The 20726-nt window shown below is 48.2% G+C and carries 2 protein-coding genes; both read left to right on the forward strand.

The window, feature by feature from the left end:
• The first annotated feature begins 271 nt into the window (after positions 1-271).
• Positions 272-7153 (forward strand): T9SS sorting signal type C domain-containing protein, encoded by a 6882-nt coding sequence (locus ACM9J1_RS08730; protein WP_415581650.1) that lies wholly within the window; start codon positions 272-274, stop codon positions 7151-7153.
• A gap of 229 nt (positions 7154-7382) precedes the next feature.
• Positions 7383-20714, forward strand: coding sequence for an Ig-like domain-containing protein (locus tag ACM9J1_RS08735; RefSeq protein WP_415581651.1), 13332 nt, complete (start codon positions 7383-7385; stop codon positions 20712-20714).
• Positions 20715-20726: the final 12 nt, after the last annotated feature.

Genomic DNA, 20726 nt, shown 5'->3' on the forward strand with positions numbered 1-20726 from the left:
ATATTACCCCAACATCATTCAAAAATTAACAAAAAATCATTTTTATTACAGGACTTTTTACTAAGTTTAGCTGCGGAATTTGGCTATTTGGCCTCATTTTGCTGTTAATCGATGAAAAGCGTCTTTTTGTCGATTATTTACTAATTTATATCCGCCGAATGATAATAATGCGGTGTAGTTAGTCCGTCATTGCCTGCTTTGTTGCAGGATTAATAATTGCCATAAAGGCATAAACAGTATAGTAAGAATCGCATTACCCAAAAAATGAATTATGAATACAAACTTACGCTTAAGCAAACCTACTAAACTCAACCGCGCATTAAAGACCTTGCTTTTTGCGTTGCCGTTTATTTTCGGAGCAGTCTCCAAGATGGACGCGCAATGTATTGGGCCGTATCAATATTTTGAGGGCATTCCGTCGACACCATTGTCGAGCAATGTGTCTCTCACAATGCAGGCCGCGGGTTGGGATAATAACGTTTCTACATTGTCTAACACTACTGCCAATGCCTATAGTGGCCGATATGCCGTAACGTTTACTACTGCAACGCGCTTTATAAGGACGCCGCTTATCGCTAATCCAGGGACTTTCTCCTTTTACTATCGGGCGTCCACCGCGAGCGGATATTCTTTCAAAATAGAGCATTCTACTGATCCCACTTTTGCTACTGGGGTGGTGTTAATCGGGAACTATACAGCAGCCGGTACTACGCCTTATACCAATATGGTTGTCGATTTGGTGGCCGCTGGAGTTCCGGCGAATAGTTATGTTAAATTATCGAGTTTGGGTACGGCAACGACTTTCATCGACGACTTAGCAGTTACTTCTTCGGATCCTGCACAGAATCTGATCATTGTTCCCTCAAAAGGTTCACCTACAAACTGTACTTTTCCGTTGGTATCAGGACGAACCTACACATTTTACGATAATGGAGGTTCCTCGGACTCTTTTAGTCCAAGCCAGACTAACAATGTCACTTTTGACCCGGCTCCGGGGGAACAGGTAGAATTGACTTTCAATTCATTTAATACCAATGCTACTTCTCAGGGGAATATGACTTTTACCAATACGGTTACTCCCCTTTCAGCCTATAGTGGGACCACCATACCATCGGCATCTCCTTACTTGGGTACAGGTGCCGACGTAAATGTGACGGTAAATTTTACCACATTCGCTACCGCAACCCCTGTTGCCGGTTATTCTATTACCGTTAGGTGTATTCCTCCAGTAGCAACTTGCTCTGATCCAACGTCACCAGCAGTTACTGCCGGCAGCGTTCAAGCCACTCAAGCAAACCTCACTTTCACACCGCCAGGTTCTCCGCCGAGCAACGGCTATGAATACTTTGTTTCGACTACTAATACTACACCACCAGCGGGGTCGTTGGCTACGCCGAGTGGCAGTGGCGCGGGAAGCCCAATAGCCATGACAGGTCTTACGCCGAATACAACGTACTACACGTGGGTTCGCTCATATTGTGGCGGCAGTACTTATGGAAACTGGGTTGCCGTCCCGGGCACATTCACGACCAAATGTTCTGCTTATCCGGTGCCATATACCGAAGACTTTAATGGTTTGAATGGGCCGCTGCCGACGTGTACCTCTTCAGATACCTCGAGCGCTTACTTTACCAACATTACAAATGGTAACTTATTCTCGGCTGCCGAGGGTGCGACGTTTTTCACCAAACCCGTATCGTTGGTGGGCGGTACAGTTTACCGTTTGACGTTTGACTATGGGACTATTAACGGAGTGGCGGATTTCGATGTAAACTATGGCTCAACCAATTTTACACCGACTACTGGAAACATTAATATACTCCTTAATATGTATAGTGGTGTATCTGCGCTTTCAACAGGCGTTTATAACTTCACGCCAGGATCATCGGGTACCTACTACGTCGGTTTCACGTTTCAGGCGGCTGGGAACCCAGGCAGTACGCAATTTAACCTGGACAACATCAACATAGAGGCAGAAACTTGTTTTCCTCCAACGGCTTTGGTGTCTTCAGCGGTAACTGCAACAACCGCGACGGTGTCATTTACGCCTCCATCCCCGGTACCTGCTAATGGTTACCAATATTATATCAGTACGTCAAACGTGACACCGGATTACAGCACGCCACCTACCGGTACTTCTTTAAGTTCCCCAATTAATTTGAGCGGACTTACCTCCGGCACACAATATTACATCTGGGTGCGTTCAAACTGTTCAGGACGTTATAGCGTCTGGTCTTCAGTAGGAACGTTCACAACCATCACCGTTACGGTAACTACCGTTATTATGCCGACCACGTCTCCGGCGGTGAACATCAACATGAACTGCAACAACATCTACAACTTTTTTGATAGCGGTGGTGCAGCGGCGGCTTATGTGGATAATGAAGATGGAACCATCACATTTACCGCACCTGGAAAACAAGTAAAAGCGGTGTTCAGCTCATTCTCTACCGAGTCTGGCTGGGATGGCTTGTCTATTCACGACGGAAATTCAACGGGCGCACCATTGAAACCGTCCGGATTGCCTGTCGGCTTCAATGCGGCGACATGTCCGGCGGACTCTTATTACGGGACAACTTCTCCAGGAACGGTTATTTCGACATCGGGTTCACTAACCTTCCATTTTACAAGTGACTTTATCATTACAAGGCCAGGATGGGCTGCAACAGTGACCTGTGTTACGGCACCGGTTATTTCGAGTTTTACGCCGGGCAACAACAACTGTACGGCTGGAACTTTGGTGACCATTACAGGTTCTAACTTCTCTGGACCTGGCGTACCCGCGGTTACAGGGGTGTTTTTTGGAGGCGTTGCCGCCAGCTCCTGGACGGTGGTCAACGCTACGACGATTACAGCGACATTGCCGCCTACCGCTACAACGGGTATCATCAGTGTGACCAATATAGAAGCGGTGGGATATAGCGCTGCCCAATTCAACGTATATCCGGCCGCGCCTGTAACGACCGGCGTGACGATATGTGCAGGTGCGCCTGGTGTTGCGTTATCTACATCGTCGACTTGTATGGGCTTTAATCAAAATGCTCCTACAATTACAGGGAACCTCACTGCTGGGGTCGACCCCGTGGCACCACGTCCATTGACGTCGGTTTCGAATTCGACCATTTGCGGATTTGCCGGGGTTACCAGTAATTACGTGGCAATCGATTTCCAAGTGAGTGCTACAGGTCTTTACAATTTTGATATGACTTCTACGCCGGCGATTGATGCCATGGGTTATATTACTACTGGACCGTTTACGCCAGGTAGTTGCGCGACTGGAACGTTTATCGTTGGCGATGATGATTCCGGCGTCGGTACGTTCCCGGCGATGTCCATCAACTTGACAGCAGGCGTTACTTATACCTTATACACAACTGTTTGGAGTTCGGTATCTACAACCGCAAGTACTGCTTTTACCTGGACCGTAAGCTCTCCGGGCGGCGGTAATGCCTTGTTGTATAGCAATGCCCAAATGGCTTGGTACAGCAATGCAAACCCACTGAACGTGACACCTCTTGGTACAGGGACAACCTTTAACCCGGTTGGTGTAGCTGGTTCAGGATTGCCGGATACAAACACTCCGGGAACCTATACATATTATGCCGGATGTCCTAGTAATCCTAACTGTCGTACGGCTACTACATTTGTGATTAATCCAGTTCCAATCGCGGGAACAACTTCTGCTAACCAAACGATTTGTTCTGGATCTTCTCCAGCTAACATTACGCTTACGGGAAGCACTGGGTCCATTCAATGGCAATCGTCTCCGGACAATACAACATGGACGAACATTGCAGGTGCTACCGCTACACCTTTAACGAGTGCACAGATGGGAACCTTAACGGCGACTCGTTATTACCGTGCTGTACTAACGACTGTCTGCGGTACGTTAAACTCTTCGGTGGTTACCGTAACGGTTAGTCCGACGAGTGTTGCAGGTACTATATCACCGGCCAGCACGAACGTTTGTACTGGAACCAATTCCACATTATTGACGCTTTCGGGCTCAACAGGCAGCATTCAATGGCAGTCTTCTCCTGATAATACAACTTGGACCAACATAGGTGGCGCGACAGCCGCAACGTATACGGCTACCAACCTTACTGCGACAACATACTTCCGTACCGTAGTCACCAGTGGGGTTTGTCCATCGGTGAACACAGTAAGCGTTGTGATTACGGTCAGTCCAGCTGTTGTAGCGGGTTCAGTGACGCCTGTAAGTTCCACTGTGTGTAGCGGAACCAACTCAACCTTGTTGACCTTAGCCGGTCACACAGGTACCATCCAATGGCAATCGTCGCCAAACAACGCGACCTGGACGAATATACCAGCGGCAACAGCTGCAACTTACACCGCGACAAACCTGACGGCCACTACTTATTATCGTGCCGTTGTAACCAGCGGTGCATGTGGTTCTTTGAATACCGCAAGCGTTGTGGTGAATGTAGATCCTGCGAGTGTTGCAGGAACCGTTTCACCGCTCACATTGAACAGGTGTTCAGGTACAAACTCTTCGACCTTTACAATAACAGGGTCAACAGGAAGTATTCAATGGCAGTCCTCCCCGGATAATGCGACTTGGACGAACATGCCAGGAGAGGTCAACCCAAGCTTGACAGTTACAAACCTTGTTGCAACAACCTATTATAGGGCAGTCGTCACCAGTGGTGTTTGTTCGTCAGTAAATACATCGTCGGCTATTGTTTCGATTAGTCCGCCGGTCGTAGCAGGGTCGGTTACGCCTGCTTCTACTACCGTGTGTAGCGGTACCAACTCAACATTGTTGACCTTGGCAGGACATACGGGTACCATTCAGTGGCAGTCATCACCGAACAACGCAACTTGGACGAATATTGGAGGCGCGACCGCGGCAACCTATACAGCGACCAATTTAACAGCAACAACATACTATCGTGCGGTTGTAACCAGTGGTGCCTGTGGCGCATTGAATACGGTAAGCGTCGTGGTGAATGTTGATGCCGCTCCTGTCGCGGGGACTGCCGCTTCTAGTCAGACAATATGTCCTGGCACACCGGCTAACATGACATTGACTGGCTCAACTGGAGCCATCCAATGGCAATCATCACCAGACAATACAACTTGGACCGATATTACTCCGGGCGGAAACGCCGCAACGTTATTGGGTGCCACAGTAGGGCCACTCGCCGCCACAACATATTTCAGAGCGGTGGTATCAAGTGGCGTATGTACACCGGTTAATTCAAACGTGGTTACTGTTACAGTTACGTCTGCGGTGGGAGGCACTTCATCACCTGCATCACAGACAACGTGTACAAGTATCTCTGATTTGACTCTTGCTGGTTCAGTAGGCACAATTACTGGTTGGCAGTGGGCTACCGATGCATTATTTACGGTGCCTAACGCTATTCCTGCCAGCGCCGCCGCCACTTTGACGGCTGCTCAAATCGGTACTTTCTCTGGAACCCGGTACTATCGTGCCGTGATTACAGCCGGTTCATGTACGGCTTATTCCAGTACTTCTGACATTACCTTTAACTCAACGACGTGGACTGGGGTATGGAGTAATGGTGTCCCGAATAGTGGAACAGCGGCCATTATCGCTTCAAATTACACCGCGGCAGCTAACTTTGACGCATGCTCTATCAGGATATTGACAGGTGCTAATGTAACGGTAAATCCAGGTGTCGTTATGACCATTCAAAACGCCGTAACCGTGGACGCAGGTGGAACTCTTACATTTGAAAACACATCGAGCCTCATCCAAGTGAATGATTTGGCGGTGAACTCTGGCTTTGTTACCTACAAGCGTACGACTACGCCAATGCACATGTTTGACTATACTTATTGGTCTTCACCTTTATATCCGCAGACATTATTTGGGGTGTCTCCGTTAACGCTGGCGGATAAATATTTCCAATTTAATACAGCTTCGAATACCTATCAGCAACTTCCTTCAAGTTCGGTAATGGTGCCAGGTAAAGGATATATCATCAGGGCGCCTCAAGGCTATCCGTTGTATCCTGCTGCCGGAACGCCATACACCGCTATTTTCAATGGAGGATCTGGTGACGGTGTTCCTAATAACGGTGTGATTAGCCTACCGTTGGTGGTTTCCGGTGCCAATATCATGAACCTTATCGGTAACCCTTATCCGTGCGCATTGAACGCCGACGATTTGATCACCACAAATGCAACGACCATGGATGGCGTGTTGTATTTTTGGACACACAATACGGCTATTAATGCCAATCAGTATACAGGTAGTGACTACGCTGTCTATACATTGGCCGGTGGTGTCGGTACGTCAGCTGCAACAAATCCAGGGGTGAACAATGCGGTGCCTAATGGATTTATTGGAGCTGGTCAAGGCTTCTTCGTAAAAGCCCTGGCGCCAGCCGGAAACGTAGTATTCAACAACAGCATGAGGGAAAGTAACAATACTCAGTTCTACCGTCCGGGCAACAACTCTCACGGAAATAGTCCTGGCGGACTCGAGAAGAATCGTTACTGGGTTGAGATGACCAATGACCAAGGTGCATATAAGCAAATGCTCGTCGGTTATATTGAAACCGCTACAAATGATAGGGACCGCAATTTCGACGGTGACTTTGTTGATGCCGGAAATGTGGTCGGGATGTATACAATCTCAGGAACCGATAAGTATAGCATTCAAGGACGCGCCCTGCCGTTTAACCTGCTAGATCAGGTGCCGATGGGTTACAAAGCAACTTATGCCGGTACTTACCAAATTGGCCTGTCGGATTTCGACGGACTGTTCGTTTCGCAGGACATTTACATCGAGGATAAATTGCTGAACGTGATTCATAACCTGAAGTCAAGCCCGTACTCATTTGCGACTGCATCGGGTACTTTTGAAGAGCGTTTTGTATTGCGTTACACTGATAGTACTTCATTAGGTGTCGATCACCAATCGTTCAACGAAAACACTGTGTTGGTGTATAAAGACGAATCAGGCATTACCATCAACACTTCGAACGTAATGATGGAGACTGTGAAGATATTTGATGTGCGCGGTAGATTGATCGCCGAACAAGACAACATCGGAGCAGGTCAGTATACATTCACAAAACTTCCAGAAACCCAGCAAGTATTGCTCGTAAAAGTGGTTTCTGAAGATGGGGCAGTAGTAACCAAAAAACTGGTTTACTAGCCAAACAGCAACTTTTAGGACATTCAAAATAACCTAGGCGCATGAACGCGTTTAGGTTTTTTTGGCCCTATTTTTTAAATGTTAAATTTTTAACAATAGTATTTTGATGTAAGCGTGCCGTTTGTCGATGTTTTTTGATTTTTAACGGTTTTAGCTATATATCTCTTAATTTCATTAACAAACTTTATATCTTAACGTTCTTATTTTTTTTAACCCAATTTTTTAATTTATGATGAATTACTACAATTCTTTGGATCCGTGTAGGGATACTGGATCCAAACGAACATGGCGGAAAAAGCTGGCCCTGCTGGCATTTTTCGTGATGTTCAGCGTTTTGGGTGTTCAGGCGCAAGTAAGCGTGACGGTCACTAACCCGACCAACACCACGCCTAACTTGTCGGCGTCATATACGTCTTTGGCTGCGGCCCTGACGGATTTGAACGCTGTCTCGGCAATGTCCGGGCCTGTAACATTAACCCTGGCGGCAGGTAGTGAAACAGCTCCAGCGACGGGCTTTACCGTTGGTAGTGCGACACTTAACCCCGTGTTAAGTTCGACCAACACGGTAACGATTGTCGCTTCAGGGTCTGTAACACTTAATGCAGGTACAGGTACAGCCACTCCAGCGAGTGCCACGCCCGACGGCATCTTCAAGATCGTCGGCGCAGATTGGGTAACCCTTGACGGGATTACCTTTACTGACGGCAACGCCGCTAACCCGGCAACGATGGAGTTTGGAGTCGGATTGTTTAAACTGAGCGCCACCGATGGTGCCCAGAACAACACGATTCGAAACTGTACCATCAACATGCAACGCATCAATAATGCCTCTGGATCTGGCCCTATGGTCGAGGGTTCAATTGGTATTTTGATGGTGAACTCGACGCCAACGGCTGCGACTACGTCGTTGACGCCAACCGCAGCTTCGGGCAGTAACTCCAATAACAAGTTTTACACGAATGCCATCAACAGTGGCAATTACGGTATCGTCTTGAACGGTTTCGCTGCATCAACCGGCGTTGGGCCAACACCTAACGCTTCGACGTTTTTGGGTGATTTGAATAACGACATTGGTGGTGCGTCTGCTTTAACAGGCAACACAATCCTAAATTATGGTGGTGCTGCCGCTGCAACCAACCCGGCTGCAGGTATCCGCGCCAACAACCAATGGAGCGTAAACATATCTTACAACACCGTGAACAACAACAACGGTTCAGGTGTGAATCACGTAACGACCCTTCGAGGTATTTTCGGACAGGCAGGCACAAGTGCTAATGCTACGATCAACAACAACACCGTAACGCTCAAAGGTGGTGCTACAACCAGTACCATTACAGCAATCGACAATGCAATTGGCGGTACGGCTGCGGCGAATACCATTAACATAAACAATAATACGGTAACGAATTGCGACTATTCAACCGCAACTTCTGGCGTATTCAATGGTATCCTCAACAGTGCTTCGGCCGCGACGGTGAACATCAACGGCAACACTATTTCAAATAGCACACTTCCTGGTACAGGCACGCATGTGATGATTGAAACGGGTTCTCCGACAACAGCCAACTCCAACAACAACAGCTTGTCAAACCTGACCAGGACTGGTGCAAGCGGTAGCTGGAGAGGTATCAAGACATCTAGCCCATCAACTTGGAATTGTAACAACAATACCATTGAAGGTTTGAGCTGGTCTGCAGCTGCGTCTACGGGAAGCCTCGATGCCATCTACAGTTTGTCATCGGCTTTGGCTGTAAACATCACAGGAAACATTGTTCGCAACTTATCTACGCCAACTACCGGGACCATTAATGGTATCCGTGAGTTTGGTTCAGGTGCTAACAAGACAATCCAAAATAACCAAGTTTATAACTTCTCAACCACTTCAGGTGGTGTGGGCGGCGCTACTTTCAACGGTATTTTCTGTTCTACAGGAACTATTGAAATCAGCGGTAACGTGGTTTACAACCTGAACAGTACAGGTACTACCGGGGGCACCAGTGGTGCTATCAATGGTATCCAGATTTCTGGAGGAACTGCTACTAACATTTTCAGGAACAAGATTTACAACCTCTCATCAACCAGTACGGGACCAGTGGTTTCCGGTTTGTTGTTTACGGGCAACACATCAAACACAGCCCACAACAACTTGATTGGTGATTTGAAGGCGCCAGCGGCGAACCTTACTTCTGATGCTATTCGTGGCATTAGTTCAACCAACACTACTGGCTCCACGGCAATTAATTTGTACTACAATACGGTTTACCTCAACGGTACGTCAACAGGTACAAACTTTAACACTTCGGGCGTATTCCACACGACCAGCACAACGGCTACGACCGCTACGCTGACCATGAGGAACAACGTCATTGTGAACACTTCTACGCCAAACGGCACAGGTACTACAGTAGCCTATAGAAGAAGTTCGGGCGCAGCAAGTGCCTTGGCCAACTACGCCAGTGCATCTAACAACAACTTGTTCTATGCGGGTACACCGGGTGCTACAAGGTTGATTTATTCAGACGGTACGAGTACGGCGCAAACCATGGCGGCCTACAAAGCCGGTGTTTTCACGGCCGGTACGATTTCGCCGCGCGACCAAGTTTCAGTTTCTGAGGCTGTCAACTTCTTGAGTACTGACGGTAACAACTCGAACTTCCTGCATATTGACGGTTCGATCGCTTCTCAGATTGAGAGTGGTGCGGCTGTAATTTCAGGTTTCGGAACCGACTTCGACAATGATACCCGTAATGCTTCTACACCAGATATCGGTGCTGATGAATTTACAGGTGTGTTGCTCGATCTGACTGCACCAAACATCTCTTATACCGCTTTGCCTAATGGCGCTGTGGGTGTAGACCAGACATTGACGGCCACGATTACCGATGCTTCGGGCGTGCCGACTTCAGGTGCCGGATTGCCGGTGTTGTACTACAACGTTAACGGCGGCGCTTATACGGCTGTAACAGGTGTCTCAATTGGGTCAAACCAATACACCTTTACTTTTGGTGCCGCTACAACATTGATTGGCGACATCGTTAATTACTACGTAGTAGCGCAAGATAATGCTGGGACGCCAAATATTGGTGCATTCCCATCTGCGGGTACTTCTGGCTTAACGGCTAACCCACCAGCGTCTGCGACTCCTCCAACAACACCTAGCACGTTCTCGGCTGTGGGTGCCATTTCGGGCATCAAAACCGTTTGTGCTTCGGGTTGCGATTATACCTCTTTGACCAATGCGGGTGGTGCTTTTGCGACCATCAACGCAAGTGCGGTTACGGGTAACATCGAAATCCAGATGGCAGGTGACTCAACGGCAGAAACGGGTGCAAATGCGCTTAATGCTTTCGGAAGTCCTTATACTGTTAAGATTTATCCGACGGGTGCTGCACGTGTAGTATCTGGTACTTTGAACTCTAACGGCCTTATTAGGCTCAATGGTGCCGATAGGGTAACCATCGACGGTTCAATCAATGGTACCGGTACAGACAGGAGCATGACTGTGACCAACACCGGAACAACTTCGCCAACGGCAATTGCTTTGGTAAGTTTGGGTGCAGGTTCCGGAGCGAATACCAACACGGTGAAAAACCTTAACGTAAGCACAGGTAGTGCTGCCGCCACATCAATCGGTATTGCCGTTGGTGGTGCTGCAGGTTCTTCAGGAGCTGATAACGACAATGTTACCATCCAGAACAACAACATTACCACTGTAAGTAAAGGTATTTATGCTTTTGGTACTACGGCTGTTTCTGCAGGTGCGAATGACAACTTGGTGATTTCGGGTAACTCGGTTACTTCGGTTTCAACATCGGTTAACTTCGGTATCCAAGTTGGAAACGCGCTGAATGCGTCTGTTGACAACAACACGATTTCAGTAGAATCATCCGCAGCAGACCAGCCAACAGGTATTTCGTTGGAAGCCGGTTTCTTGAACTCTGTGGTGAGCAAGAACCTCATTACCAAAGTAGCAGCTACCAATACAGGTGGTTACGGAGGACGTGGTATCACCATCGGTACAGGTTCGGCTACCAGTAATGTAGTGGTCAGCAACAACAGTGTTGCCGGCGTAACCGGTACCAACTGGACTGCTTTTGGCAACTCATCAGCCATGGGTATTGGCGTAGGTGTAACCGGTAACGGTTCAATTGCTACTACTACAGGTGGTGTTAGCTTGTACTATAACTCCGTGAACATGGTGGGCAATTACGTCCAAGCTTCTACAGCGACGCTTTCTGCAGGCTTGTACGTGGGATCTGGCGCAACAGCGCTCGACATCAGAAACAACATCTTCTTAAACGCGCAAGACAATACCGGTGCAACGACCGATAAGAACTATGCGGTTTATTCTGCAGCCGCGGCTGGTGCGTTTACCACAATGAACTACAACGATTATTTCGTTTCTGGTGCGCAAGGCATCATGGGCTTCATAGGTTCGGATCGCACAGATTTGGCGGGTATGATTGCTGGTTTCGGTGGCAACGCCAACTCGATTAACGTTAATCCATCCTTCAACTCTGCAACCAACTTGCAGCCACAAGCAGCGGGTGTAACAGGCGTGGGTACGCCAATTGCCGGTATCACTACCGACCTTTTGGGCGCCACCCGTAACAACCCGCCTTCATTGGGTGCTTATGAGAACATTGCCGATACACAAGGTCCGGTAATTACTTATACCGCATTGGGCAACACTTGTACAACAGGTGCCCGTACGCTTTCAGTAACAATTTCTGACGCGACTTCTGGCGTACCTACTTCAGGTGCCGGATTGCCGGTATTGTACTGGAGGGTTAACGCAGGTGCGTACAGTGCCGCTACAGGCGTATTCGTATCGGGCAACCAATATGACTTCGTATTCGGTGGAAGCGCCGTTTCTGGCGACACCGTATCTTATTATGTCGTAGCACAAGACGGATCTAACAACGTGACTGTATCACCTTCAGCAGGTGCTGCAGGTTTCACCGCGAATCCGCCGGCTGCTGCTACAGCGCCAACCACACCAAGCAGTTATTTGGTGTTGGGTACATTGGCGGGTACATTTAACGTCGGAACTGGCCAGACTTATACAAGCCTGACTGCGGCTGTTGCAGCTTACAACGCAGCTTGTGTTACCGGTCCGGTTACTTTCGTCTTGACTGACACCAGCTATTCTGCTGGGGAGACATTCCCAATCGTCATCAATGCGAACCCGGCTTCTAGCTCAACCAACACGTTGACCATTAAGCCAGCTACTACGGCAACCATTACTGGTTCTAGTGCTACAGTGATTCTGAAAATCAACGGTGGCGATTATGTAACCATTGATGGTAGCAACAATGGCTCAACCAGCAAAGACTTGACTATCGAGAACACCAACACCGGCACATCGTCGGCAGTGGTTTGGATGGCAAGTACCGCTACAGATGGTGCTACCAACAACACGATCAAGAACACCATCGTAAAAGGTAATGCACCTGCTACAACGTTCGCCGGTATCGTGGCGAGTGGTTCTACATTGGGTGGCGCAGCTGAAGTGGCCAACACCAACACCAGCATCGTGAACAATACCGTGATCAAGTCACAGTATGGTATCGCATCGGCTGGTTTTGCAGGCCAAACTGGTTTGGTCATCACTGACAACACCATTGGTTCGGCTACTGCAACTGATTATATCGGATGGCGTGGTATGTTTGTGAGCAACGCTTCTGGCGCTGTCGTGAGCAGGAACAACATCTTCAACATCATTACTACCATCACCAACCCAACCGGTATCTTTATCGCGGCAGGTGTGGTGAACTCCACTTTTGATGCCAACAGGATCGATGCGATCCGTTATTCTGGCGCTAGCGGTTACGGAGGTAAAGGTATTGATGTAAACACAGGCAACGTTTCGAGTAACCTGACCATTAGCAACAACCAGATCAGCAACCTTGGTGGCGACGGTTGGAATTCATTGTTGGGTGACTCGATTGTAGGTATCAGGATTGGTGCAACTGGCGGAAGTACTACAACTACCGGCGGTATCAATTTGTACTACAACTCGGTTTATCTGAACGGTACGTTCGCTGGTAGCGCATCAGGAACAGCTTCGGCTGCTTTGTATGTGAGCTCCACCGCTACATCACTTGATATCAGGAACAACATCTTCGCAACTACACTTGATAACACCAACGCTACTGACAAGTCGTGGGCCATCAACAGTGCTGCTGCGAGCGGTATTTTCACTAACATTGATTACAATGATTACTGGGTTTCTGGTGCCGCAGGTGTATTGGGCTTCCTGACATCTGACGCGACTTCTTTGGCCGCTTTGCAAACTGCATTCGGACAAAATGCCGCTTCACTCAACATCCAGCCAAACTTCACTTCTACAAGTGACTTGCACTTGCAGGTAGGAAGCAACAGCGGCTTGGATAACTTGGGTACGCCTATCGCAGGTATCACTACAGATATCGACGGTACAACCCGTTCGGCTACAACGCCAGATATGGGTATCGACGAATTCACCACGTTGACTTGTAGTGGTGCAACGGCAGGAACAGCTTCTGTAGCTGCCGCTTCATTCTGTACTTCTGGTTCAACTACTTTGTCGGCTACCGGTTTCTCTATCGGTCAAGGCTCATTGTACGAGTGGGAACGTTCTGTTGACGCAGGATTTACTGTCCCAATTAGTATGGGTGCAGCTACTACGGCTTATGCAGACATGCCAACAGGTACAATTACCGCTACTACTTACTACAGGTTGAAAGTAACATGTAACGCTGGTGCACCAGACTACTCTAACGTAGTTTCGGTAACCATCTTTACACCGGCTACTTTGACTGTGTCGCCAAACGTAACCATCTGTTCTGGAAACAACACTACGTTGACCGTTTCAGGTGCAGTGACTTACACTTGGTCTCCGGCTGCAGGACTTTCTGCTACTACCGGAGCTTCAGTTACGGCCAACCCAACTTCAACGACTACTTATTCAGTTGTAGGCGTTGACAGCAATGGTTGTACGACTGCTGCTGGTACGGTTACTGTAACGGTAAACACGTATCCTAGTGCCATTTCGATTAACTCAACTGGTAGTTTGTGTACAGGTCAAATCCTGACCCTGACTGCTACTGGTGGTAACGCCGTTACTACGGGCAACTTGGGTACAGGTACTACACTTAATGCTACGACAGGTTATCCTTCGCCTTACTCTAACTACTATGGTGGCAACAAACACCAAATGTTGATTAGGGCGTCTGAATTGACTGCCATGGGTATGGTGGCAGGTTCGCAGATTACTGCACTGAGAATGAATGTAAGTGCGGTAGGTAGCTCGTTTACCGGCAGCTTGAACTCATTCCAGATTGCTATGAAACATACTGCCAGCACGACTTTGACTGGAACTTCGTTTGAAACAGGCTTGGGTACGGTTTACGGCCCAACAACTCAAGCGATTCCTACCACAGGTCTGCCAGCTAGTGTAACCCATACTTTCTCTTCAGCATTTACTTGGAACGGTACAGACAACATCGTGATCCAGACCGCTTACGACAACAGTAACTCTGGAACTACCAACTATAACGTCCAAATGACCAACAGTGATCCTGGCTTCTCTAGTACAAACTACTACAGGGTTGACAGCAGCACAATTGCTACCATCTTGGCCGCTACTACGCCTTCTGGCTCAGGTAACGCTAGGCCAAACATGGTATTGAGCTTCACTGCTCCAGTTTCAAAAGTATGGTCTCCGTTAACAGATTTGTATACTGATGCCGGTGCGAATACTGCCTACACAGGCGGCAACGCATCTACATTGTACTTCAAGTCTTCAACTGGAAACCCAGTGACTTATACAGTAACCGCTGATAACGCAGGTTGCGTTACAACAGGTGAAATCGACATTGAACCACTTCCATTGCCAGTATTTACAGTAGCTGATGCTACAATTTGTAACGGCGATTCAACTTCATTGTCGGCCGTAGGTGTGGGTAACACTTACGCTTGGTCTCCAACCACAGGTTTGAGCGCTTCAACAGGCCAGACTGTAACTGCGAACCCGACGGTTACTACTACCTATACTGTAACTGCTACCAACAACACAACAGGTTGTCAAAGTCAGGAAACAGTTACCGTGACAGTGAACAACCCTGTTGTTTTGACAGGTATCGGTATTTCTCCGGTGAACCCAACTGTGTTGGATACAACGCCAGTTACGTTCACAGCTAACGCTACAGGTACAGGTTTGACTTACCAATGGTACGAAAGTCCTGATGGTGGTGCTACTTGGAACCCAATGTCAGGAGAAACCGGCCAAACCCTTGTGGTTACCGCTGATGCTGACGCTAACGATGGTTATCAGTACTATTGTACCATCACGCCAGCTTCACCATGTCTTCCTGAAGACACAGGCGTAGCTACACTTACTGTAAGTACGCTTGGCTTTACTGCTCAGCCACAAAACCAGACCATTTGTTCTAACGACGCTGGTCCTGCGGAAATGAGCGTTACTGCTACAACAGACGATCCTGAGACCACGATTGAGTACGCTTGGGAAGTGTCTAGCGACAACGGCGCAACATTCCTCCCTGTGGTGGATGGTCCTGGCCTGGTTGCCGGCTTATCGGAAATCACTTTCTTGGGTTCTGCAAGCGATACACTTGAAATTTCAGGTTACTCGGCTACGACGCCAAATTTGGTGTTCCACTGTACATTGAATGGTCTGTTTACATCTGACGATGCGACATTGACCATCAATGCTGCACCGGCTGTGACTACTTCGCCATCTAACCAAACTGTTTGCGCAGGAGGTTCAACCTCATTTACCGCAGCAGGAAATGCTTCTGGCGATCCTGTAACCTACAGCTGGGAAGTAAGTACCAACGGTGGTACATCTTGGTCTCCGGTGTCTAACGGCGCTGGCGTTTCAGGAGCCACTACGGCTACATTGAACTTGAGCGGCATTTCTGCTAGTGCAGATGGATATCAGTACCATGCGTTGGTGAGTGGCCTTTCGCCATGTGCACCAGCGGTATCGGCTGCTGCTACCCTGACTGTAATCAACCCATTGATTTCAGTACAGCCACCAGTATTAACTACTGTTGTTCAAGGTAACTCGACTTCAATCAGCGCTACTGCTACGGGTGCAACTACCTACCAGTGGACATTCTCTACTACGGCAGGTGGCACGTACACAGCGTTGAACGAAAACGACGTAATCGGTGGTAACACGTATACGAATGTTACTACGCAGACCTTGTCAATCGCTACTTCAGCAACAAGTACTGCAGGTAACGCTTACTACTACAAGTTGGTAGCAAGCAATGGTACATGTTCAGTGACTTCAAATGCAGGTCAAATGAACATTACCACTTATTGTGCGCCTCCAGGCACGACATTCACGTCGTCTGGCGGGGATTCAGATTCAATTACGAATGTGATCATCACCAACGTAACAGAATCTACGAACATCACCCAAGCTTCTTCTGGAGCTGTGGCACCATGGTACACGTTCTACGATACTCCGGTATTGAACGTAACCCAAGGACAGTCAATGTCAACTGCAATTACATTTAATACAGATGGCACACAACACAGTGCGATCTGGGTTGACTGGAACCGCAACGGTGTATTCGAAGCCTCAGAAAACGTAGCCTTGTCTACTACTGCTGCTGGCGGCGGAGCAACCGTTACGTATAACTTCACTGTGCCAATGACGGCGACGCCGGGCAATACCCGCATCCGCGTCAGAGGTGCAAGTGACTCGGCTTATACGGCCGCTGGCGCTTGTGCGACTACAGCATGGGGTGAAGTGGAAGACTACGTATTGAACGTGGTTCAGGCTCCTGCTTGTTCCGGTACTCCTGTTGCAGGAACCATTACATCAACTGGTGACATCTGCATATCGGGTACAGCTACCTTGACTGTGGCCGGATATTCGTCAGGTGTAACAGGAATCAGCTTGCAGTGGTATGACGGTGACACAAACTTGCCAATTTCTGGCCAGACTAACCCGTCTTATACTACACCAACCTTGACCGCTTCACACAACTATTTTGTGCGTGTGACTTGTGCTAACGGTGGCGGATTCGCTGACGCTTCGTTCAACGTAGTGGTAAACAATCCTTCTATCACAGGTACTACACCTAATTCACGTTGTGGCGCTGGTACAGTAACCTTGGGCGCTACGGCCTCTTCAGGTACAGTGAACTGGTATGCTGCTGCCTCCGGTGGAACACCGTTGTTTACAGGTAACAGCTACACGACACCAGTAATCACTACGACAACAAACTACTATGTATCTGCTTCTGCAGGCGGATCTGTGACCAACGCCGGTAAGGCATCGTCGCCAGGTACCGATGGTAGTTTCATTTCAACTGGTTATGGCGTAGTGTTCACAGCTTCCACTGCACTTACCGTTCAGTCTGCTGTAATCTATCCTACTGGTACAGGTACAATCACCTTGGCGATCCAGAATTCATCAGGAACTGAGATTGGCGCTACTGCTGCCATTCCGGTAACTGGCTCTGGTATTTCTACACCGGTAACTGTTCCTATCGGAATCGCTGTTCCAGCTGGTACAGGATATAGGCTGATCGTTAAAGCTTACACTGGTATCACGAACATTATCCGTGACTTTACCAACACATTCCCTTACGCTGGCCCAGTGGCCACTGTAACCGGAGGTTGGACAGGTAGCGCAAGTACCGCTTATTACTTCTTCTACAACTTGACCGTATCGAACGCTTGTGAGTCTGCAAGGACAATGGTTACAGCTACTGTAACGCCTGCACCTGCCTTGACTTTGAGCAGCGCTACGAGCACAATCTGCGCAGGCGACACATCAGCACCTGTTACGATTACTTCAACAGTAGGAGATTTTGATTCTTACTCTTGGGCGCCAACAACAGGCGTAAGCGGAAATGAGAATTCAGGTTATACATTTAACCCGACTTCGACGACCACTTACACGTTGACGGCTACCAACAGCACTTCAGGCTGTTCTAACATCGCGACACATACTGTGACCGTGAATCCGCTGCCGGATGTATTTACCATCACGCCATCGGCTCCGTCTAAGTGTCTCGAGGATGCAGCTGTATTGCTGTCTGTGACCCGTACCAATGCAGCGCCAGTTAACGGATGTCTTGCATCAGACAATGGTCAATGGCCGTCAGGAACGTATACGGTTCCAACATGTAACGGTACAACGGTGAACAACGTCACAACAAATGGTTTCACTAGTGAATACTCAGTTGTAAACGTGGTTGTGGGTAACAAGTACACCTTTGGTTCATCAGGTGTTGGAGATGAGATTACAATCTCTGATTCGACTGGTACTACCATTTTGGCTGCTGGTCCGTCTCCATTGGTTTGGTATAACAACGGTTCTACACAAATCCGTTTCTATAGCCAAAGGCCTGATTGTTCAAATGACACCAGCGGTAGGACGCGTTCTATCATCTGTCAAACCATGCCAGGTGCAGTATTCTCTCCAACAACAGGATTGTATACTAACGCTGCCGGTACCATTGCTTATACGGGTACTGCGGTACAACAAGTGTACGCTGCGCCGACTTCAACACAGTCGTATACTGCTACAGCAACGTCTTTAGGTTGTCCTAGGACAGCTAACGTAACTGTTACTGTTAAGCCAGTACCAACGGCTACGGCTCCTGCAACAATGGATCTGTGCGCTGGTATCACAACAACCCCAGTAGCGCTTGTCGGTACACCATCAGGTGTTACCTTCGACATTACCGGTGGTGGTGCGGTAGGTCTTGCAACGCAAATTGGTGTAACAGCCATTCCAGCGTTTACGCCTACAGTAGGTACGGCTACGGTAACCATTACACCTAAAGCTGACGGCTGTACAGGTGCTGCTGTTACCTTCTTGATTAAAGTTTCTCCGACTACTGTTGGAGGTGCTGTAACTGGAGGAACAACCATATGTATGAATAACACTAGCGGTGTCTTGACACTTGCAGGTCATACGGGTAACGTAGTACGTTGGGAAAGTTCAGTGGCTCCATTCTCTGTTTGGACGCCAATTGCTAACACCAGTACTACTTACACTTCAGGTGCTTTGACACAAACTACCCAATTCAGGGCGGTTGTTCAGAGCGGAACTTGCCAAGAGCAAGCATCTACTGAAACTACTGTTAACGTAAACCAAGTAACGCTGTCTTCAACTACAGCTGCATCAGTTTGCGTGAATACAGAAGCCGTAGTTACTTTGAGCGGAATGGTTCCTAACACTACTGCGACAATTGCTTACAACAAAACAGGTGTTCCACAAACACCGGTTAACGTAACGGTTGACGGATCTGGTGTGGCTACCTTCAATGTAATGGTAACTGGTGCCGGACAAAATGTGGTCATCACTTCTATCACTAGGACTGATGTCACACCTAACTGTCCAATCACACCATCTACCGGAAACAGCGTATCATTTGTCATTAGTACACAATGTTCGCAAGTTCAAGGTTGTAACGTGACATTGGCTGCTATCGATTCGTCAATCTTGGCTAACATCGTGGCTAACGTACAAGGCTATCGTTGGAGGGTAACTACCCTGAATGGTCCAAATGCAAACTTGGTCCAAACACTCGATACGCCATTGCGTACCATGAAGTTGGTACAGTTGGCAAACTATGCGTTTGCTACACAGTATCAAATTGAAGTAGCTACATTGAGGAGCGGCGTTTGGGGTCCATACAGCGCAGGTTGTACGATCACTACGCCGGCTGCTACAACGCAACTCACGAACTGCTCTGGTACATTGTCGTCACTTAGCGACGCTGTGTATGCGAACTTGGTTCCATATGCCGCAGGCTACAGGTTCAGAATTACTGATCCGGTTAATGGCGCCAATACACAAACGCTTGATCGTTCAGTACGTGACTTCAAGATGACTATGATTACTAACTTCGTCGTTCAGTATGGTAAAACATACAACGTAGAAGTGGCAGTCAAGAATACTGATGGCACATACATGACCTACAGTGGTATTTGTCAGGTGACTACTCCGGTATTCCCGACAACGTCACTCCAGGATTCACAGTGTGATGATTACGAGGTTCCAAGCAACACAACACTTATCTATGCATTCTCTTATCCAGGAGCTATTGGCTACGCCTTCCAGCTTACTGGTCCGGGCTTGCCACCAGCAGGTGTTGAGGTTGTTAAGAACGTACGTACATTCTCGTTGAGCGATTTCGCTAGCGCAGGATTGATTCCAGGCGCTACTTACAACGTGAAAGTCCGTTTGATCTTCAACTTGGCAGATCCTGCAGGACCTTACGGTAAAACTTGTACAATCGTAACTCCGGGCGCGTCTCGTGTTGCTGCAACAAAAGTTGCATTCAACGCCGTGGCCTTCCCGAACCCTTTTGCTGAGAACTTCAACATCGATGTGACTACGTCGCTCGATTCGAATATCAACGTGAAAGTGTACGATATGACAGGTAGGTTGCTCGAGACCAGAGAGGTCAAAGTCTCTGACATCGAATCACTCCAAGTGGGTGACAGGTATCCTTCAGGTGTTTACAATGTAATTGTGACACAAGGGGAGAATGTTAAAACACTCCGTGTGATCAAAAGGTAACCATAGGTTATA

This window comes from Flavobacterium longum, from assembly GCF_965137575.1.
Taxonomy (GTDB): Bacteria; Bacteroidota; Bacteroidia; order Flavobacteriales; family Flavobacteriaceae; genus Flavobacterium; species Flavobacterium longum.